Annotated in this window: 17 protein-coding genes and 4 tRNA genes; 7 read left to right on the top strand and 14 right to left on the bottom strand. The window is 39.1% G+C overall.

Annotation, left to right across the window (positions count from 1 at the left end; translation table 11 throughout):
• The first annotated feature begins 282 nt into the window (after positions 1-282).
• Genes yfiR through yfiB form a run of 3 tightly spaced genes read left to right on the top strand, consistent with a single transcriptional unit; the run spans position 283 to position 2,512 of the window.
• Positions 283-798: a regulatory sequestration protein YfiR gene (yfiR, locus tag AC1M83_RS13690; RefSeq protein ID WP_481590902.1), complete on the top strand. Its 516-nt coding sequence runs from the start codon at positions 283-285 to the stop codon at positions 796-798.
• Positions 791-2,008 carry a diguanylate cyclase DgcN/YfiN gene (gene dgcN / locus AC1M83_RS13685; protein ID WP_481589531.1) on the top strand — a complete coding sequence of 406 codons (1,218 nt, stop codon included), beginning with the start codon at positions 791-793 and terminating at the stop codon, positions 2,006-2,008. The genes yfiR and dgcN overlap by 8 nt, the downstream gene beginning before the upstream one ends.
• 24 nt (positions 2,009-2,032) lie before the next feature.
• Entirely contained in the window at positions 2,033-2,512 is a 480-nt protein-coding gene (gene yfiB, locus AC1M83_RS13680) for an outer membrane lipoprotein YfiB (protein WP_481590901.1), read from the top strand.
• 110 nt (positions 2,513-2,622) lie between these two features.
• Here yfiB and AC1M83_RS13675 read toward each other — a convergent pair.
• From AC1M83_RS13675 to secA, 8 genes are all read right to left on the bottom strand, one after another.
• A tRNA-Pro gene (locus AC1M83_RS13675) sits at positions 2,623-2,699 on the bottom strand.
• Positions 2,700-2,716: 17 nt separating this feature from the next.
• Positions 2,717-2,792 (bottom strand) — tRNA-His (locus AC1M83_RS13670).
• A gap of 37 nt (positions 2,793-2,829) precedes the next feature.
• A tRNA-Arg gene (locus tag AC1M83_RS13665) sits at positions 2,830-2,906 on the bottom strand.
• A 47-nt stretch (positions 2,907-2,953) separates the two neighbouring features.
• Positions 2,954-3,030 (bottom strand) — tRNA-Pro (locus tag AC1M83_RS13660).
• Between the two features lie 156 nt (positions 3,031-3,186).
• On the bottom strand, positions 3,187-4,254 hold the full coding sequence (nadA, locus tag AC1M83_RS13655) for a quinolinate synthase NadA (protein ID WP_481590904.1): 1,068 nt from the start codon (positions 4,252-4,254) through the stop codon (positions 3,187-3,189).
• 113 nt (positions 4,255-4,367) lie between these two features.
• Complete coding sequence (gene argJ, locus AC1M83_RS13650; protein WP_481590900.1) at positions 4,368-5,588, bottom strand: bifunctional glutamate N-acetyltransferase/amino-acid acetyltransferase ArgJ; 1,221 nt, start codon at positions 5,586-5,588, stop codon at positions 4,368-4,370.
• Between the two features lie 169 nt (positions 5,589-5,757).
• Positions 5,758-6,108: a hypothetical protein gene (locus AC1M83_RS13645; protein WP_092768561.1), complete on the bottom strand. Its 351-nt coding sequence runs from the start codon at positions 6,106-6,108 to the stop codon at positions 5,758-5,760.
• 134 nt (positions 6,109-6,242) lie between these two features.
• Positions 6,243-8,957 (bottom strand): preprotein translocase subunit SecA, encoded by a 2,715-nt coding sequence (secA, locus tag AC1M83_RS13640; RefSeq protein ID WP_481589533.1) that lies wholly within the window; start codon positions 8,955-8,957, stop codon positions 6,243-6,245.
• Positions 8,958-9,287: 330 nt separating this feature from the next.
• Between secA and AC1M83_RS13635 the strand changes: the two genes are divergently transcribed.
• Positions 9,288-9,929: a peroxiredoxin gene (locus AC1M83_RS13635; protein WP_092768535.1), complete on the top strand. Its 642-nt coding sequence runs from the start codon at positions 9,288-9,290 to the stop codon at positions 9,927-9,929.
• Positions 9,930-10,071: 142 nt separating this feature from the next.
• On the opposite strand, the gene AC1M83_RS13630 is transcribed toward AC1M83_RS13635, so the two are convergent.
• Genes AC1M83_RS13630 through trpA form a run of 4 tightly spaced genes read right to left on the bottom strand, consistent with a single transcriptional unit; the run spans position 10,072 to position 14,003 of the window.
• Positions 10,072-11,034, bottom strand: a complete 963-nt coding sequence (locus tag AC1M83_RS13630) for an SPOR domain-containing protein (RefSeq protein ID WP_481590899.1) — start codon at positions 11,032-11,034, stop codon at positions 10,072-10,074.
• On the bottom strand, positions 11,021-12,310 hold the full coding sequence (gene folC, locus AC1M83_RS13625; protein WP_092768531.1) for a bifunctional tetrahydrofolate synthase/dihydrofolate synthase: 1,290 nt from the start codon (positions 12,308-12,310) through the stop codon (positions 11,021-11,023). The genes AC1M83_RS13630 and folC overlap by 14 nt, the downstream gene beginning before the upstream one ends.
• Positions 12,307-13,203, bottom strand: a complete 897-nt coding sequence (gene accD, locus AC1M83_RS13620) for an acetyl-CoA carboxylase, carboxyltransferase subunit beta (protein ID WP_035267924.1) — start codon at positions 13,201-13,203, stop codon at positions 12,307-12,309. Before accD ends, folC begins: the two co-directional genes overlap by 4 nt.
• Positions 13,200-14,003 carry a tryptophan synthase subunit alpha gene (gene trpA, locus AC1M83_RS13615; RefSeq protein ID WP_481590898.1) on the bottom strand — a complete coding sequence of 268 codons (804 nt, stop codon included), beginning with the start codon at positions 14,001-14,003 and terminating at the stop codon, positions 13,200-13,202. The genes accD and trpA overlap by 4 nt, the downstream gene beginning before the upstream one ends.
• 351 nt (positions 14,004-14,354) lie before the next feature.
• Here trpA and AC1M83_RS13610 point away from each other — a divergent pair, with 351 nt between their 5' ends.
• Positions 14,355-15,692: a Na+/H+ antiporter NhaC family protein gene (locus tag AC1M83_RS13610; protein WP_481590897.1), complete on the top strand. Its 1,338-nt coding sequence runs from the start codon at positions 14,355-14,357 to the stop codon at positions 15,690-15,692.
• Positions 15,693-15,754: 62 nt separating this feature from the next.
• Here AC1M83_RS13610 and AC1M83_RS13605 read toward each other — a convergent pair whose 3' ends face one another.
• Positions 15,755-16,810, bottom strand: coding sequence for an AraC family transcriptional regulator (locus tag AC1M83_RS13605; protein ID WP_481590896.1), 1,056 nt, complete (start codon positions 16,808-16,810; stop codon positions 15,755-15,757).
• Between the two features lie 141 nt (positions 16,811-16,951).
• Here AC1M83_RS13605 and AC1M83_RS13600 point away from each other — a divergent pair, with 141 nt between their 5' ends.
• Both AC1M83_RS13600 and AC1M83_RS13595 read left to right on the top strand, forming a co-directional pair.
• The gene (locus tag AC1M83_RS13600; protein WP_035267930.1) at positions 16,952-17,827 is read left to right on the top strand and encodes a metal-dependent hydrolase; all 876 of its coding nucleotides are present in this window, start codon (positions 16,952-16,954) and stop codon (positions 17,825-17,827) included.
• A 157-nt stretch (positions 17,828-17,984) separates the two neighbouring features.
• Positions 17,985-18,854: a metal-dependent hydrolase gene (locus AC1M83_RS13595; protein WP_180028607.1), complete on the top strand. Its 870-nt coding sequence runs from the start codon at positions 17,985-17,987 to the stop codon at positions 18,852-18,854.
• A 53-nt stretch (positions 18,855-18,907) separates the two neighbouring features.
• Here AC1M83_RS13595 and AC1M83_RS13590 read toward each other — a convergent pair whose 3' ends face one another.
• Positions 18,908-19,903, bottom strand: coding sequence for a DUF2804 domain-containing protein (locus tag AC1M83_RS13590; RefSeq protein WP_180028606.1), 996 nt, complete (start codon positions 19,901-19,903; stop codon positions 18,908-18,910).
• Between the last annotated feature and the right edge of the window lie 27 nt (positions 19,904-19,930).

Raw genomic sequence — 19,930 nt, 5'->3', positions numbered from 1 at the left:
TCTCAAAACTTAGATCCAACCTATTCAGCTAAATCCTTGTTTTTCAACAAGTTTTAATCAACATCACCGCCGATGGATGTGCATTCTACAGTATTTCATATCCAATGCAACCTCTTTTTTCAATATTTTAGTATTTTTTTAAATTATGAGTTTTGAGTGGGCATTTAATAGTCAAATTCACATCATTCAGTATGATATTGATAAAAAATCGAACACTTTAACTTTATTAAAATTAGATTAGAATAGTCACTATTATTTAACTGACTAGAACTATGTTACTAAATGGCTATATTTAAAATCAAAAAAGCCGTATTTATCTCCCTACTGCTTTTGATGTGCAGCTTTAGCCATGCCAATTCCAACCAGAACATTTATCAAATGACTCTATCTATTTTGAGCTATGCCAAAATTTCATCTCCACAACCAGATTTATGTCTAATTGATAACACTGTGGCATTAGCAGAGTTTAATCAAACTATTCAAAAGCAAAATTCAAATATCAAAGCACAAAATATTCATGATTCTGAATTAAACAAGACCAATTGTGATGTTATATTTTTCTCTAAATCTTCTCCAACAGTCGAACAAAAACTCATCCGAGAATCACTAAATAAGTCAATTCTCTCATTTTCAACAAATAATGAAGATTGCGAAGTTGGAAGTGTTTTCTGTCTCTATAGCAATAAAGCAGGTATTACAAAATTTAAAGTCAATTTAGACAGTCTTGCAAAAACCAAAATCCACGTTGATCCTCGTGTATTACTTCTTGCACAGAAATGGAGTAATTCAGATGATTGATAAATTTTTTGGATTAACTTCTCTTCAATCACTATTTAGAAGATCACAATTTTTAATTTTTGCGATCACTTTTTTGATCTGCACTTTAATTTTTACAACGATTTCAATCTTTACGGTGAAATCATACGCCAATCAAAACTTAACCTTAGTGAGTCGCACAATTGCGGAACGCATTCAACCTGCTCTTGTTTTCCAAGATAAATACACTTTAGACAATATTCTACACGAGTACACACAACAACATTCAATTCGCCTTATCCAAGTATTGGATAGCAATAAAGTTAAAATCACTGAAAGCAGCAAACTGATAGATCGCCATTCAGAACTTCAAACTTGGTTTGATGGATTATTTTTTTCTAAGCCGATTCAAATTGAAGTTACTCACAATGGACAACTGGTCGGTGAGCTTCATCTATTCGGCAGTTCTCAAGATATCATTTTATTCATTATCAAGATTTGCTTAGCCTTGATCCTAGGTATGCTTTTTATGATTTTCGCCTTATGGTGGTCGGTTAATGCAACCTATCGTCATATTATGAATTCTATATCACCAATTATTCATACAGCACAATTAGTGAGTCAACAAAAAGCATACAATCTCCGCTTTCCAAAAAATGATATTCAAGAATTTCATCATCTAAACTCAGTATTTAATCAACTGTTAGAAGAAATTCAATCTTGGCACAATCAGTTACAGTCTGAAAATACGCAGCTTAATTATCAAGTACAACATGATGAATTAACACAATTACCAAACCGACATTACTTTTATAAAGTTTTGTGTAACCTTTTCGATCAGCCTGATAAACGTGAAAATACTGTTTTGATTTTTATAGATAACAATAAATTTAAGTCTATTAACGATCAATATGGTCATTTAGTGGGGGATGAAGTGTTGAAAGAAATGGCAAAACGATTAAAACAAAACACACGTCAAAATGATTTTGTCGCAAGATTAAGCGGGGATGAATTTGCAATTATCCTAAGTCCTGTCAGCCAGGTTGATCACTTAATTTCGATTGCCGAAAATCTTATAAAATGTTCTGATGAGCCCTTAAAATATAACGGACAATCAATCCATTTTAGTTTTAGTCTTGGTATTGCTTTGGCTAAAGAAGCTCATACCCCTGAGGACTTAATTTCTCAAGCAGACCAAGCGATGTACAAAGCGAAGAATCTAAAACATCATTGGCACATATTTCAACAATAGAATTTTTACTGAGGATTAATAGCTATGCTCAATCGTAGTTTCAAACTTTTTATCATGAGCATTCTTTGTATAGGATTAAGTGCATGCTTGGGTATGGGATCTTTAAGCTATAAACAAGTAAAAATGTTAAAACAACAAGGTTTCGTCCTCACAGAGGAAGGCTGGAGTTTAGGACTCCCCGAACGACTTCTTTTCGATTTCGATCAGGCTGAAATCTCTCAAAAAAATCGTGAACAGATTCAACATCTCGCAGCACAACTACAAAAATACAATTTAAAGAAAGTCCGTATCGTCGGTCATACCGATCTTATTGGCAATCCAGATTATAATTTTAAACTTTCTGAAAGCCGTGCCCGAAGCGTAAGCACTATTTTTATCGAAGAGGGTTTTAAACCTGCTCATATCCAAACCATTGGTCGCGGTTCAACCCAACCTATTAATACTGCAAATACTGACGCTGCTCATGCAGAAAATAGACGCGTTGCTGTTATTATCGTGCCTTAAACCTTCAACAAAAAAAGATCCTGATAGGATCTTTTTTTAACAGCAAAAATCAGACATAAAAAAACCGCTTAACGCGGTATATTTTATCTGACCATTTATAATGAAATAAATGGTCGGAGCAGTAGGATTCGAACCTACGACCCCCTGGTCCCAAACCAGGTGCACTACCAGGCTGTGCTATACTCCGATTACATCGGTTTGTGTTGGGGTGAATGACGGGATTCGAACCCGCGACAACCGGAATCACAATCCGGGGCTCTACCAACTGAGCTACATCCACCATCACAAAATTTGGTTCTATAAAATCAAGCGACCAATGGCGCGCCTGACAGGATTCGAACCTGTGACCATCCGCTTAGAAGGCGGATGCTCTATCCAACTGAGCTACAGGCGCATTACCCATGATTGCGAGATCATTGGAAAACCTTTGCCTTGAAGAATTGGTCGGAGCAGTAGGATTCGAACCTACGACCCCCTGGTCCCAAACCAGGTGCACTACCAGGCTGTGCTATACTCCGATTCATCTCAGCTTTCGTACCGTTCAACTTATCGTTTGATGTATCGTTCGGTACGGTGTGCATTCTAGGCGTGACGCTGGATAACGTCAACACCTATCTTCAAAAAAAATCAAAAAAACACTTCAAATGTATATTTATCAAGCATTTTGACTAATATTAACGCTTTAATGACGCACTAAAGTTTAACATTCGATCTAATGGTAATTTAGCGCGCTCTGCTAAAGCGGGATCAACATGCACTTCTTGATCACCATGTCGTAAAACATGCAAAATGCCATCCAATTCATTCATTGCCATCCATGGACAATGTGCACAAGAACGACAAGTCGCTCCCTCACCTGCCGTAGGAGCTTCAATCAAAGTCTTATTCGGCACCATTTGCTGCATCTTATAAAAAATACCGCGATCGGTCGCAACAATCATTGTTTCATGCGGTAGTTCTTTTGCAGCCTTAATCAATTGCGAAGTACTTCCTACTGCATCAGCAACATCAATCACCGATTCTGGAGATTCAGGATGGACTAAAACTGCAGCATCAGGATAGATGGCTTTCATCTGAGCGATGCCACGTGCTCTAAATTCTTCATGTACGATACAAGAACCATCCCAGAGCAACATATCCGCTCCAGTTTTCTTTTGAATGTAACGCCCTAAATGCTGATCAGGTGCCCAAATAATTTTTTCACCTAAACTATCTAAATGCTCAACAATTTCGACAGCACAACTTGATGTCACTACCCAATCTGCACGTGCTTTTACCGCAGCTGAGGTATTTGCATAAACCACAACAGTATGATCAGGATGAGCATCACAGAACTTGGTAAACTCATCTACAGGACAACCTAGATCTAGCGAACAAGTTGCCTCTAAGGTAGGCATTAAAATGGTTTTGTTAGGTGATAAAATTTTAGAAGTTTCACCCATAAACTTCACACCAGCCACAACGAGTGTTGTCGCATCATGGTCACGCCCAAAACGTGCCATTTCAAGTGAATCTGAAACACAACCACCAGTCAGCTCCGCAAGCTCCTGTACGACTGGATCACAATAATAATGAGCAACCAATACCGCATTACGCTTTTCCAATTCGGCTTGGATCTCAGCAAATTTTTGCTGCTTTAACTCTGGTGTTAAATCTTGATTGTTAGATTCACCAATCAGGTCTAAATGAGCTTGAACAATTGCTTTCGCATCATTTGCAATTAAATTGGTTGCATCATTCATTATTTGCATCTCTATCCATAGCGCTTATCGATATAAGCAATTACACACCGATTGGATTTGACCAATCATTAAAATTTGATAAATAAAAAGCCTCAACAGGAGGCTTAATTTATTTAAGAACGATAATCTGCGTTGATCTTGACATAATCATATGACAAATCACAGGTGTAAACCGTATCTTTGGCAGAACCACGGCCCAAATCAACGCGGATAGTAATTTCTGATTGATTCATTACTTTAGCACCAGCCTCTTCTGTGTAATCTGCCGCTGCACCACCATCTTTACAGATCTGGACATCATCTAACCATACTTGGATTTTGTCGACATTTAAATCTAGGACACCAGCATAACCGATTGCAGCCAAGATACGCCCCCAGTTAGGGTCAGAAGCAAAGAACGCTGTTTTTACCAAAGGTGAATGTGCAATGCTGTAAGCGATGTCACAACACTCTTGCGTATTTGCACCACCTTCAACTGAAACAGTTATAAATTTGGTTGCACCTTCACCATCTCGAACGATCAACTGAGCCAAGCGCTTCATGACACGTGTAAGTACATCTAAAACAACAGAGTAACGAGCATCTTCTTTAGATGTAATTTCAGCACCACCTGCTTGACCAGTTGCTGCAAAAATACAAGAGTCATTAGTAGATGTATCACCATCAATCGTGATGCGATTAAATGATTGTTCAACCGTGGTTTTTAATAGTTTTTGAACCAATTCACGAGCAATAGGCGCGTCTGTCGCTACAAAAGACAACATTGTTGCCATATTAGGACGGATCATTCCTGCACCTTTTGAAATCCCCGTCATTGTATAAACAACCCCGTCAATTTCAAATTGTTCAGAAGCACCCTTAGGTAAAGTATCCGTCGTCATAATACCTGATGCTGCCTGAGACCATACATCATCTTCAAGACTCTCAAATGCTGGTTTTAACCCAGCAATCAAACGCTCCATTGGTAATTGTTCACCAATTACGCCTGTTGAGAATGGCAAAACCTCGTTCTCATTTACACCAGCAATTTTGGCAAATTCAGCACAAGTGTCCTTTGCATTTTTCATACCTGTAGGACCAGTACCTGCATTCGCATTGCCTGTATTAATTACAAGGTAACGTGGATTTGTTTGAGACAAATGCAGTTTTGAAATATGTACTGGCGCTGCGCAAAAAGCATTTTGGGTAAATACACCTGCAACTTGAGTGCCTTGTGCAAATTCAAATACAACCAAGTCACGTCGATTTGGGTAACGTACATACGCTTCTGCTGAGCCAATTCTTACACCCTTTACCACATGCATTTGTGGCATTGATACGTCACCCACCGCCATTTTTGATTGTCCGAATTAAAAAAAATGATGGCTAAGCTTATTAGAAATTAGAAAAAAAATCGAGTGAATAAGGCATTAGGGTTGATTGAAATGAATGATTTGAAATGAATCTCGATCCCTAAAAACAATAAAGCCAGTCAAAGACTGGCTTTTGTACGAAATTCTAAAATTAATTAGATACAGTTTGTTCCAATAAGGCTTGTTTTGCTTTTTCTTGACTTGAACTTGAAAGAGCTGGATTTGATGCAACAATACGATTTGCTGTAGCTGGAGTTGCTGGTGCTATTGCAGCTGTTTGAAGAATGATTGGTCGACCAGCTGTATTACCAAGTGTGTAACGAATACCAGTGCGAGGACTTATCACCGTTGTGGAGTCATTTTTAACTTCAGTTTGTGCTTGAGTAACACCCGCAGCTGCTTGAACTTTCGCTAGAGGTACAGTTTTTGTATCAGTATTGGCAAATGCAAAAGCTGGTAAAGCAAAAACTGCAAATAAAGCCGGTTTTAGTATTTTTTTCATTGTCGCTTCCATATATTCAATCATGCAAAATTAAATAGCATTAACTGAGAAAATTGGCAATGCTTATTCACATGAACTGACCAAGCACTATAATAAAATAAAAAAAGCAGAACCTAAGTTCTGCTTCATGAAATTTAGATTTTACCGTGACACTGCTTGTATTTTAAACCAGAACCACATGGACAAGGTGCATTACGGCTTTGAGGTGGCGTAATCTCAACTTCATTCTGATCCAATTCTTGAGTATTAACTGTTTGCTCACCTGTTATACCATCAACTTCAGCATGAGAAAGTGAAAGTTGCATCGCTTCAGCTTGAGCTTGCTGCTGTGCTTCCATTTCTGCCAGCTCTTCAGGCGTTGGTAAACGTACCAATGAAAGATCTGTCACAACATCAGACTTAATGACAGCTAACATATTTACAAACAGATTGAATGCTTCTTTCTTATATTCCTGCTCAGGATTCTTTTGCGCATAACCGCGTAAATGAATACCTTGACGTAAATAATCCATCGCTGCTAAATGATCTTTCCAGTGGCGATCTAAAGAACTTAACATAAAGTTTCGTTCTAACACTGCTGCAGATTCAGCACCCATTTGTTCACGACGCGCACGATAGCGTTGTAAAACCTCATCAGTGATACGACGTGCTAATGCCTCTTCATCTAATCGACGATCTTGATCCAACCATTGCTGCACAGGAAGATCAATATTAAAGTCTGAGCGTAATGCAGATTCTAGACCTGGGACATCCCACTGATCATGAATTGATTCAGGTGGGATATACGTTTCAATCACCCCTTTCATCACTTCTTCATGCATTGACTCGATGTATTCTTGCAATGTACTTTCTGCCAGAATTTCATCACGCTGTGAGTATATAATTTTACGTTGTTCGTTATTTACATCATCATACTTCAACAGGTTCTTACGAATATCGAAGTTACGTGCTTCAACCTTACGTTGGGCGTTTTCAATCGAACGAGACACCATTTTATGTTCAATGGCTTCATTTTCTTGCAGACCCATTGCACGCATCATTGCGACGACACGATCACCTGCAAAGATACGCATCAAATCATCTTCTAACGATAAGAAGAAACGCGAAACACCTGGATCACCTTGACGACCTGAACGACCACGTAATTGGTTATCAATACGACGAGATTCATGACGTTCAGAACCAATAATGTGTAAACCACCAGAATTCAGCACCAGTTGGTTATTTTGTTCCCATTCTGCTTTTAAACGTGCTTCATCTTCAGGAGTTGGATTTTCAATTTTCGCCAGTTTCGCTTTCCAGTTACCACCGAGCAAGATATCCGTACCACGCCCTGCCATGTTGGTCGCAATAGTCACGGCACGTGGAGAGCCGGCTTGTGCAATAATATCCGCTTCACGCTCATGCTGTTTGGCATTCAGTACTTCGTGTGCGATACCCGCTTCTTTCAGTTTATCCGATAAGATTTCAGAAGCTTCAATTGTTGCCGTACCAATCAAAATCGGTGCAACACCAGCTTCATGAATTTTCTTAATTTCTTCAATAATCGCATTGTATTTACCATTACGATTCAAATAAATTAAGTCATTCAGATCTTTACGAATCATTGGACGATGGGTTGGAATCAACACCACATCTAAGCCATAAATTTCTTTCATTTCAGCAGCTTCAGTATCTGCTGTACCTGTCATACCTGAAAGTTTACGGTATAAACGGAAATAGTTTTGGAATGTGGTCGTTGCAAGCGTTTGGTTTTCAGGTTGAATTTCTAAACCTTCTTTCGCTTCTACCGCTTGATGTAAACCTTCAGACCAACGACGACCAGGCATCGTACGACCTGTATTTTCGTCGACAATAATCACTTCACCGTCATGGACAATATAATGCACGTTACGTTGATACAAGTAATGTGCGCGAATAGAAGCTGTCACATGATGAACAAGATTTAAGTTGGCTGCAGAATATAGACTCTCACCTTCTGCCAATAATCCCATCGCAATAAGTTCACTTTCAATGGCTTCAAAACCAGCTTCTGTGATTTCGACTGAACGTTGCTTTTCATCGATCCAGAAGTGCCCACCATCTGCAACTTTTTCTTCTTTTTGAGCATGTAACTTTGGCGGAATCGCATTCATTGCCGCGTAAAGTTGTGAGGAATCTTCGCTTTGACCCGAAATAATAAGTGGAGTACGTGCTTCGTCAATTAAGATTGAGTCAACCTCATCGATAATCGCATAGGCAAGACCACGTTGTTTTTTCTCGGCTAACGAGAACACCATATTGTCACGAAGATAGTCGAAACCAAATTCGTTGTTTGTACCGTAGGTAATGTCTGCTCGATAAGCTTCTGCTTTTTCGACAGGATTTTGCATGGAGTAAATCACCCCAACAGATAATCCCAAAAATTCATAAAGTGGACGGTTTAACTCAGCATCACGTTGCGCCAGATAATCATTGACAGTAATAACGTGAACACCTTGTTCACTAATTGCATTTAAATATACAGCCAAAGTACCCATTAGGGTTTTACCTTCACCTGTACGCATTTCTGCAATTTTACCTTCATGTAGGGTAATACCACCAATCAACTGTACGTCATAATGACGCATACCCATAATACGCTTACCAGCTTCACGACATACTGCGAAAGCTTCTGGTAACAAGCGATCAAGACTTTCGCCGTTTTTATAACGTTGTTTGAATTCTTCTGTTTTTGCAGATAAGTCTGCATCACTTAACACAGATATCGTCGGCTCGAGCGCATTGATCTTCTCGACAATTTTACGCATACGCTTCAATTCGCGCTCGTTTTTAGTACCGAAGATTCCTCCGATCAGACTTGCCAACATATAGACTCTCTAAAACTTACTTATCAAAATGATTTTTCTCAAACGTTATTATGGTGCTAGAAATTTGAAGTACAAGGGTTTTAAACAAATGCAATCAAAAAATTTCTGGATTATTTTCCATGACGCATGAGCAACGGCGAGTTAATGTAGCAAATTTGATCAAAAATATATATCGTTCAAATTCAATTTTATGAGCGTTTATTTGCCTTCAGACATTCAAATAAATCTGTTTTTTTCATAACTAAATAAAAAAACACTATTTTTAATTATAAATAGTTTCCGCCATATTAATTTCAGCACATTAAGGTTTTGATAAGAATAGAGGTATATATGGCATTACGTTTAGGTGACACCACTCCAGACTTTGAACAGCAATCAAGTGAAGGAGTAATTAATTTTTATGATTTTCTAGGAGATCATTGGGGAGTTTTATTTTCACACCCTGCCGACTACACTCCCGTATGTACGACGGAATTAGGTTTTACAGCAAAACTAAAAGACGAGTTTGAAAAACGTAATGTTAAAGCGATTGCTCTCTCTGTAGATGATGTTGAATCACATCATGGTTGGATTAAAGATATCAATGAAACTCAGTCTACCACGGTAAATTTCCCAATCATTGCTGATCAGGATCGTAAAGTTTCGACTTTATATGATTTCATCCATCCCAATGCCAGCGAGACCCTAACCGTCCGATCTCTTGTGATCATTGATCCAAATAAAAAAGTACGCTTGATTATTACGTATCCAGCGTCAACTGGTCGCAATTTCCATGAAATTTTACGTGTTATAGATTCATTACAGTTAACAGATAACTATAAAGTGGCAACCCCTGCAAACTGGCAGCATGGTGAAGATGTTGTGATTGTTCCCTCTATTAAAGACGAAAATGAAATTCAACAACGCTTCCCTAAAGGGTACAAGGCAGTGACACCTTATCTACGTTTAACACCTCAACCTGATCTTGATTAATTTTGACGAGCCATCAAGTTTCAGCGTTCAGCCTATCCTCAGATAGGCTTTTTTTGATTATGGCTTATATTCTTTAACATATTAATTTAAAAAAGGATTCAAATTATAGTTTGAATCCTTTTTTCTAAAACAAAGCAAGAAACTATTGACGCTTATCCAGTGGTACCCAATCAATCACCCATGCTGATTTCATATTTAAACTTGCATCACTGTTAATTTTCTTACGTAACGCATCTGCCGAATCACGATCTTTAGATGGACCAACCATAATTCGAATACCTTTCGACGTTGGACTCTTCGTTACCTTATATCCTTTGGCACGAAGCTTAGCCGCAAGCGCATCTGCATTCGCCTCATTCGCAGCCAATGCCACTTGAACCATCCATTGACGATCTCCATTTTCCAGCAGATCACGAGCTTTTTCTGCCTCAGCTTTTTTCTTCGCTTCTTCAGCAGCTTTGCGTTTTTTCTCTTCTGCAGCTTTTTTATCAGCTTCAGCTTTCTTCTTCGCCTCTTCTGCTTTACGTTTTTCCTCAGCAGCTTTTTGCTCTGCTGCTTTCTTTTCAGCTGCACGTTTTTCTGCTTCGGCTTTACGCTTTTGTTCTTCTGAGGCTTTCGCCTGTTGTTCTTTTTGCTCAGCTAAACGCTTCTGTTCAGCTATGCGTTTTTCTTCAGCCAAACGCTTTTGCTTTTCAGCTTCATCCTCAACCAATTCAGGAGGAATATTGTCTGAACTTTGCTGAGCAGCGTTTCGACGAGCATTCATTGCAGCATATTCTTCAGCAGCGCGACGTGCGGCTTCAGCTTCGGCCTCTTGTTGCATTCTTAAATATTCAGCAGCACGAGCCTCTTGCTCTGCCACAGCTTTCTCACGAGCACGTCGTTGCTCTTCAAGTAAACGCTTTTCAGTTTCCACATCAACTGTGAGAGGTTGAAGTTGTACTGCTTCAGGTTCATTCTTTTTTTGTTGAACAGCTTCAACCGGTTGTTCAACATTATTTTGGTGGATCTCTTCTTTGCCTTTTAGAAGTAATGCTGCCAATAAAACACCACCACCCAATAAAACAACACCACCCATCCAGCGTTGTTTGTTATTCATTGACATTCTCTAAATACTCCCAGACCGCCTCTAAGGTATGAAACGAACCACACACCAAAATCAGCTGATTATTTTTTGTTTCTTCAAGTGCTGATTTAAATGCGACCTGTACATTTGAATACTGTTGTACTGTCTCACCTTGAAGCGCTGACTCTAATTGTTGTAATGGTGCTGCACGAGGCACATCCATCGGCGCAATTTTCCACATAAATACCGTGTTTTTCAATAAATTAACGACTGAATCTATATCTTTATCCGCTAACATCGAAAACACAGCGATAACTTCTGTGTACTGTTTATTGTATTCTAAATAATTTCGCAATTGCTTTAACAAAAATTCTACACCATGCGGATTATGTCCCGCATCGAAAATCACTGTTTTTCCTGCGATTTCCCTTATTTCAAATCGACCTGGTAAATGTGCTTGAATAATGCCCTGCTCTAGTGCAGTTTGAGAAATTTTCAATCCACTGACCAATAATGCAGCCACGGCAGTAGAAACATTATCTAGGGCCAACTGACCACATGGTAATTTTAAGGTCAGGGCTGAACTTGAAAATGTCCAAGTTTTACCATCACCATTTGCTTGATAAAAATAATCCTGATTTAGACATGACAGCGTCGCATTACATGCAATGACTTTATCCTGAATTGATGTTGGAAGTATTTGTTGCCCACCAAAAATGACTGGAATATCTGGACGAATAATACCCGCTTTCTCAAAAGCAATTTTTTCAATGGTGTCACCCAGCCAATCTGTGTGATCCAATCCAATATTGGTAATGACCGCAACATTTGGATTAACGACATTCACAACATCCAAACGTCCCCCTAGTCCAACTTCCAATACCCAAACATCACATTTCTGTTGTTTGAAGATGACAAAAGCTGCAAGGGTTGTTGCTTCAAAAAAAGATAAACTTAAATCACATTCACGTCGTGCTTGATCAACTTGAACAAATGCTTCGATCAGAAGCTCATCTGAAACTTCCTGACCTGCGAGTTTTACACGCTCATTGAAACGATAGATATGCGGAGATTGATACAAACCGACTTGATATCCTTGAGCATTCAGAATTGAAGCTAAGGTTGTAGTTGTTGAACCCTTACCATTCGTACCAGCGACGGTAATGACTTTCGCTTGCGGGTGTGTAACTCCCAATTTTTCAGCCACAGGAATGACGCGTTCAAGCCCTAAATCAATTCCTGTAACGTGAACATGGCTCCAATAATCGAGCCATGTTTGTAAATTATCTGTACTGAGTGGAGCAGTGAGGTTCAAGGCAAATTCATCAATTTCGCTACGATACGATAAACTGTATCACGTAATGCGTGACGATGAACAATTTGATCGACTACACCATGATCAAGCAAGAATTCAGCACGTTGAAACGGCTCTTCTAGCTTTTCGCGTACAGTCTGTTCAATGACACGTTTACCAGCAAAACCAATCATTGCTTTAGGCTCAGCAATATGCACATCACCCAACATGGCTAAAGATGCGGTCACACCACCATATACTGGATGAGTTAGTACAACAATGTACGGAATACGAGCATCTTTCATTTTTTGAATCGCAGCTGATGTACGTGCCATTTGCATTAAAGAAAGCATTCCTTCTTGCATACGAGCACCACCAGAGGCAGCAAAACAAATCATTGGCTGTTTGGTTTCAATCGCACGCTCTGCTGCTTGTACAAATCGATCACCAACTACCGTACCCATTGAACCGCCCATGAAATCAAATTCAAATGCACAAGCGATTAATGATAAACCTTTGATTTGCCCTTCCATCACCACGAGTGCTTCAGTTTCGCCAGTTTTCTCTTGTGCTTCTTTCATACGCACAGGATAAGCTTTGCTATCGACAAACTTGAGTGGGTCTTTTGCAACAAACTCTTGACCTAATTCTTTTGCGGTTTGATCAAAGAACCAATTTAAGCGGTCACGTGCTTTCATTTTTAAATGCTCATCACATTGAGGACATACATAAGCATTGAAAGACATCGCCGTACGAGTCACCAGAGCATGACATTCTGGACATTCAATCGTAGGCTCAGTAAACGTCGCTTTTAACGATTGCTGTTGATCAGGGATTTGAATACCTGGTACTGAACGATCTGTCCAAGGTGTTGCAGGTGCTAAAGTTTTCCCTGATTTAACTTCTTGATTCATACTAACTCATCGAGCGCTGCTCGAAGCTCCTTGACTTTATTGACCGCCTGTTCAACTGCTTGATCAGGAGTTGTCTGTGCAAATGGTTTAACAAAAGCACTACCAACAATGACCGCATCCGCTACGCTTCCAATTGCTTTTGCAGAGGCTGCATCACTAATACCAAAACCTACACCAACAGGTACATCCGTCATCGACTTGATTTTTTCGATGCGTTGAGCAGCTTCATTCACATCTAAAGTCGCTGCACCTGTTACACCCTTCAAAGACACGTAATAAATAAAACCACTCGCTTGATTAGCGACATGTTGAATACGCTGATCTGTAGATGTTGGCGCCAACAAGAAGATCTGATCCATATCAAACTTTTTCAAGACAACATCGAGCGCTTGTGCTTCTTCAGGTGGTAAGTCCACCAACAGAATACCGTCCACACCACAGTCATGAGCAGTTGATACAAATTTTTCATATCCAATGACTTCTACAGGATTCAAATAACCCATCAACACCACTGGTGTATCTGTGTCCTTTTCACGGAATTGCTTGACCATTTCCAATGCATCCAATGTATTTGTACCGGCTGCCAATGCACGCTCAGCCGCAAGTGCAATCACTGGACCATCGGCCATTGGATCTGAAAATGGTAAGCCAAGTTCAATTACATCCACACCTGCTTCCACCATTTGATGTAACAAAGGAACCGTTACGTGTGGATGAGGGTCACCTGCCATGACATAAGAAACTAGAGCCTTACGCTGTTGAGATTTAAGCTGTGCAAATCGTGTGGCTAAACGTGACATAGGGATGTACTTTCCTTGAATTGTATAGAATTGAGGAGTTGGTTTTGTAAAATACAAGACGGCCCATTGTAACGCTATTTTTTACTCATTGAACAGAGTGTGATGAAAAGCACCAAACACTCTTTTCAGTTAAGTATTCCAAGTGCATATTTATCAATGTTTTGATTTTTTTAACAATGATCAAAAAGCTCGATTTTTTCTGTTTTTTCTAATTCATGAATATTTATATGAACTTATGTTTATTGATTAAAAATGTTTAAAAACAAATAGCTTAGCACTTACATTTTAACTTTTCTGAATTAGCCAAAGCTGTTCTATACTATACATGCTTACTCTTTTATTTCTTATGTTATGACCACAATCTCCTCAGGCAAAGCTTCTTCGCGAGCGCTTGCCCTTCTACCGCTTATTGTGTTTTTAGCCATTTTTTTGGGCAGCGGTATTTATCACACTCTGATTGGCACTGAGTTTGCCTTCTACCAAATTAAAGCACCCATTGCTGCTATCCCTGCCCTCATTCTTGCGGTATTACTTTATCGTGGCAAATTAAATACAGGTATAGATGAGTTTCTCCGTGGGGCAAGCCATCCTAATCTTATTTTAATGTTTATGGTTTTTATGCTGGCAGGTGCTTTTGCCAGTATTAGTAGTGCCATTGGTAGTGTTGATGCAACAGTACAATTAGGTTTATCTCTCATTCCTTCGGCTTTTGTCCTGCCAATGCTCTTTGTTATTTCAGCGTTTATTGCTACTGCGATGGGCACCTCGATGGGTACTATCGCTGCTTGTGCGCCGATCGCATTTGGCTTCACTCAAGTCACCGATATAAATCCTGTTGTTGCGATTGGCGCTGTGGTTGGAGGAGCCATGTTTGGTGATAACTTGTCGATGATTTCAGATACCACTATCGCCGCAACTCGTAGCCAACGTGTAGAACTAAAAGATAAATTTAAAGTCAATGTATGGATTGCAGTACCAGCAGCACTTTTCACGATTTTGATTTATTTTGTGATGAGTCGTGATACGCAACAAATTTCTTTCAATGACTATAATTTTTGGCTGATTTTGCCTTATTTAGCTGTATTTGCTTTGGCTTTTACCCGATTACATGTGTTGGCTGTACTTATGCTGGGCATTGTTATGTCTGGACTCGTCGGTCTGATTCAAGCCCCCGACTTTAACCTACTTAAATTAAATATTGCGATTTACGATGGCTTTTTGGGCATGTTTGAAGTCGCATTGCTTTCAATGTTACTCGGTGGTATTTCTGCCCTTATGCGAAAAGAAGGTGGCTTAGAGTGGCTAATACAACGCATTTATCAACTTACGCGTTTATTCAAAGTGGGAACGCAAAGAGCTGGTGAAATCGGAATCTGTCTTCTGGTAATCTTGTCTAATTTCTTTGTGGCAAATAATACGGTTGCCATTATTCTATCTGGCGATATGGCACGTGAAGTTGCTAAAGAATATGGTGTTGACCCAAAACGCTCGGCTGCTTTGTTGGATATTTTTTCTTGTGTTGTTCAAGGCTTAATTCCGTTTGGCGCACAATTATTATTGGCGTGTTCAATTGCAAAATTATCGCCAATGGAAATGATCCAAAACGTTTTTTACTGCTGGATCTTAGCGGTGATTGCTATACTCTCCATTGCTTTTAGATATCCCAAAATACAGATGAATCAATTTTAGACTGGCATAAAAATTAAGTCTTTAAAGGTAAGCTACATGCTTACCTTTTTTATTTCCATAATCTAACTTAGATTATGGTGGTGAGTTGGTCGTTGTTTAAGTTGTTTTTTAAACTGCAACAGCGTTATTCCATTATACATTTTAAATGCTCTAGCAAGCGCAGACTGATCTGAGTAACCGAGTTGCACTGCGATATCCGTTAACTCTAGCCCCTGATTTAATAGGCGCTCACATTGTGACATCCGCTCTTGCTCAAGTATGCGTTTAAATGATGTTCCGCGATCTTTTAATTGTCGTTGCAAAGTCCTCACCGACAAACATAATTCTGTCGCAATATCTTCAATCTTTGGCGCTTCGTGACGAATACGCAAATACTCAGCAATAATTAAGTGGAGTTGCCGATCAAGACTCGATTGCACGGGTTTTGATGCAATCGCCTCTTCCGCTTGTTGAACCAACAATTGCATAAGTGAAGGATCTGCTTGTTGGGGTTTTAGCTGCAACCCCTGAGTGCGAATTTGAAACTGATATTCAACTTGGCTGAACTCTACCTGACAACCATAGAACTTTTGATATTCATACAATGGTGCGATAGCTTCATGCGCCATGATCACTTTATACAGTGGAAAGGTATCATGCACTAATATTTGCTTTGCCAATGAAACCATCATGGCATTCGTCAGCTCATTGATAAAATTATAGTCATCACAAATAAACGGCCAGCTTAAAATCAGTATTTCACCGTTCTGGTGAATCTGCATGGGTGTAATCTCTTCACCATCAATCACCAAGCGGCTAAATCTTAAAATATAGTTCAGTGCTTCCGCCACCGTCTCACTTCGTGTCGCCATATATCCAAGCACACCAAAATGCTCAGGTTTCACATATTGAGCCATTTCAAAAATATAATTGGCGCGATTCAAATAAACCTGCGTGAGAGAGTTAAGTTTTAAGAAAAAAGAATATGATGATTGCATGGCAATCGGTGCTGCCAAAATTTTATTCAGCGTATCAACATCCTGATTTAACGCAGTCTTTATCTCTTTATCGAGCTGTTTCACTTGAATAAATGTTTGCCATAAATGGAAATATCCATTGGGTATTTGAATATCTTTCACGATGCACTATTCCTTTAGGCAAAATTGACTTTATTCATTTTCATTTGTCGTAAAATGTATAAAAAATGGCAAGTACTGTCAAAACAATCAGACCAATGCCATACATACTTAAACGATCTAAAGCGGATGAATGAAAATAAGATGAACGCATTGGTAAAATATCAGGTTGATCCTGTCGTACGCACGAATCTCAATTTCAAGCTCTCAGAAATTCCTCGTTTTTGGTTTGGTGGAGATCCATTCAAAACCCGTATGTTTGATGCATTGAGTCTAACTTTCCCAGACGGAGAGCGCTACTTCATAGAATCAGTTCGATTATTTAGAGATAAAATCAAAGACCCTGAATTACAAAAACGCGTCGCAGATTTTATTCGACAAGAAGCACAGCATGGAATTGCGCATGACAAGATGAATCAGGTCATGAAAGATCAAGGTATGCCTGTCGATCAATTTATTAAGGTTCTTAACAAAATTTTTAAATTCGAACTGACACGTCGTTCACCTCAATATAATATTGCCATGACTGCTGCAGCCGAACACTTAACTGCATTAATGGCTGATACTTTTTATAGTCAAAAAGCAACCCTTGAAGATGCTCACCCCTATGTGCGCGCGCTTTTAGCATGGCATGCTATCGAAGAGATGGAGCATCGTGATGTGGCTTTTGATGTCATGAAACAAGTCGGTGATGTTCCAGAACTTACTCGACAATTTGCTTTGGCATTTACAACTTTCATGATGCTTGGATTTACAACTTATCGTGCCAATATCATGTTGAAGTATGACGGATTTAGTCGTTTAGACCGTTTCAAAATGACCGTCAAAGGACTTCCATGGTTTATCGGTCGAAATGGCATGTTAACGAGAATGAAAGGTCCATACCTAGATTGGTTTAAAAAAGACTTCCATCCAAGCCAACATCCTGTGATTGCCCAATATGATGTATGGGTAAAAACATTAGCCGAGACCAATGATCCAATTCAAGCTGGTGAAGCATTCTGGCAAGCAGCTCGATAGTATTTCTATTACTGGCTAAATCATTTTTATTCGGATGATTTAGCCGACATTACTTACAGTTTTAATCTCCTTCTCTCTTCTTTTGTCCTGTAGAGATAATGACCTTAATGTGATTTTTTTACATACTTGTTCTTTCTGCATAAGTGATAAAAATAAAATGAATGCAATTACCACATACCATCCAGTGATTCGTAAGCACCTTGATTTCCGACTCAACGAAGTACCACGATTTTGGTTTAACAACGATCCTTTTAAAACACGTGTATTTGATGCTTTGAGTTTGACATTTCCAGATGGAGAACGATATTTCATACAGTGTGTCCGACTATTTCAACCGCATATTCAAGATCCTATCTTAGCCAAACGTGTGAAAGACTTTATTCAACAAGAAGCGCAACACGGTATTGCCCATGACAAAATGAATAAAATTTTAATTGAGCAAGGTATGCCAATTGAAAAATATATTCATCAAGTCAATCAACGTTTCAAACATGCGTTAAAAAGGTATCCTGATCGTTTTAATATTGCGATTACCGCTTCATGCGAACACTTAACCGCTTTAATGGCAACGACCTTTTTCAGTCATAAAAGTACGATGGCCCATGCACATCCTTTTGTCCGTGGTTTATTTGCATGGCATAGTATTGAAGAAATGGAACATCGCGATGTAGCTTATGATGTCATGATCGAAGTGGCGCAGACTTCAAACCTTACACGTTATACCGCCTTGGTTTTAGTTACGCTTATGATGTTTGGATTTACCATGCAAAGAACACATGGACTTCTCAAACAAGATGGCTTTACTCGAATTGAAAGGTTAAAAATGTTTGCTCAAGGCTTGAAATGGTTGCTTGGAAAAGATGGCATTTTAACGGCAAAAAAACGAGAATATTTAGACTGGTTTAAAGCTGATTTCCACCCAAACCAACACCCTATTATTCATCAATACCAAGTTTGGGTTGATACGCTCGCTGAAACTCAAGATCCAATTCAAGCAGGTGAAGCTTTTTGGCAAGCTGCGATATAAAAAAGAATGTAAAAAAGTCCGATCAATCGGACTTTTTTGTTGTTATGACGCCATTACCATTTAGCGTAATGTTGCTCTAATAGTCCATACTCTTGATTAAGCTCAATATGCTGACCATCATCTGAAATAATAAAACCCGTAATTTTAGATTGCCACTGACTGAACTGGCTGCCTACCATTCTAAGATTAAGATTTTCATAACGGCGCCAGCCTGTTTCAATGGTCAATTGTAATTTGTCATCCATAGATCGTATGGTCCACATCTGATCATTTTGCATTTCAAAAAGAACATCCGTCAACGCATAAAGGCGCCCATTAATCCACAAACAGTTTTCATTGCCAAAGCTTTCATTCACGCCAGAGGCAAGATTCAAACCCACACGGTTTCCTTGCGCATCCCAAAAATTAGAAGATAGCCAAAACCAAGCCGTTTCAGGTCTTAAAAAACCGCAAGTATCATCAAGCGAAGCAAAAGTTCGTGAGTTAAATTCAATTTTTTCTTTTTGTTTATTAATGAAATACCCTTCAACGGCCAATGTAGTTAGTTTCTGAGTATAGGTCCAACCATTTATACCAGTAGGACTGCACATCGACAAAGGATCTGTTCCAGCACAAAAGATTCGTGCAGACAGTTTTTCTTCACCATGTTTGATCACTTTGATATAACGAACACCATTGGCATGTTGGATATCGAGTTGGATTTTTCCATGTTGAAAATGGCTATGATTAAATAGTGGCTGTTCATCTAGAACCGTACTGTGTGCCAATACATTAATCGCATTCCACTCGACGACTTGTCCGGTGTTATGGTCATAAATATAGATGAAACCATGTCCCGCCCAAGCGATATCGACGATAGCCATCCCAATGCTGTAATGCTCATGTTGGATACTACAAAACTTAAATTTCTTATATTTAAGTTTTTTTCTCCATCCTTTGAGCACTTTGCCATATGGCGTTTTATAAATATATTTTGAGACAGAAATTGCACTTGGCAATTCTGTAAAACGCCCATAGCGCGGTTGACCATTTACTTGAATTAAATCCATTGGGACTCAGCCTAATTTCATTCCATG

The organism is Acinetobacter sp. 25-47-130 (genome assembly GCF_056779705.1).
The sequence above is the reverse complement of the archived record's forward strand: the minus strand, read 5'-3'. Positions and strand labels throughout refer to the sequence as shown.

Excerpts from the sequence above, each read along its gene's own strand:
- yfiR (WP_481590902.1), top strand. The coding sequence starts at position 283 with ATGGCTATATTTAAAATCAAAAAAGCCGTATTTATCTCCCTACTGCTT.
- dgcN (WP_481589531.1), top strand. The coding sequence starts at position 791 with ATGATTGATAAATTTTTTGGATTAACTTCTCTTCAATCACTATTTAGA.
- yfiB (WP_481590901.1), top strand. The coding sequence starts at position 2,033 with ATGCTCAATCGTAGTTTCAAACTTTTTATCATGAGCATTCTTTGTATA.
- nadA (WP_481590904.1), bottom strand. The coding sequence starts at position 4,254 with ATGAATGATGCAACCAATTTAATTGCAAATGATGCGAAAGCAATTGTT.
- argJ (WP_481590900.1), bottom strand. The coding sequence starts at position 5,588 with ATGGCGGTGGGTGACGTATCAATGCCACAAATGCATGTGGTAAAGGGT.
- AC1M83_RS13645 (WP_092768561.1), bottom strand. The coding sequence starts at position 6,108 with ATGAAAAAAATACTAAAACCGGCTTTATTTGCAGTTTTTGCTTTACCA.
- secA (WP_481589533.1), bottom strand. The coding sequence starts at position 8,957 with ATGTTGGCAAGTCTGATCGGAGGAATCTTCGGTACTAAAAACGAGCGC.
- AC1M83_RS13635 (WP_092768535.1), top strand. The coding sequence starts at position 9,288 with ATGGCATTACGTTTAGGTGACACCACTCCAGACTTTGAACAGCAATCA.
- AC1M83_RS13630 (WP_481590899.1), bottom strand. The coding sequence starts at position 11,034 with ATGTCAATGAATAACAAACAACGCTGGATGGGTGGTGTTGTTTTATTG.
- accD (WP_035267924.1), bottom strand. The coding sequence starts at position 13,203 with ATGAATCAAGAAGTTAAATCAGGGAAAACTTTAGCACCTGCAACACCT.
- trpA (WP_481590898.1), bottom strand. The coding sequence starts at position 14,003 with ATGTCACGTTTAGCCACACGATTTGCACAGCTTAAATCTCAACAGCGT.
- AC1M83_RS13610 (WP_481590897.1), top strand. The coding sequence starts at position 14,355 with ATGACCACAATCTCCTCAGGCAAAGCTTCTTCGCGAGCGCTTGCCCTT.
- AC1M83_RS13600 (WP_035267930.1), top strand. The coding sequence starts at position 16,952 with ATGAACGCATTGGTAAAATATCAGGTTGATCCTGTCGTACGCACGAAT.
- AC1M83_RS13595 (WP_180028607.1), top strand. The coding sequence starts at position 17,985 with ATGAATGCAATTACCACATACCATCCAGTGATTCGTAAGCACCTTGAT.
- AC1M83_RS13590 (WP_180028606.1), bottom strand. The coding sequence starts at position 19,903 with ATGGATTTAATTCAAGTAAATGGTCAACCGCGCTATGGGCGTTTTACA.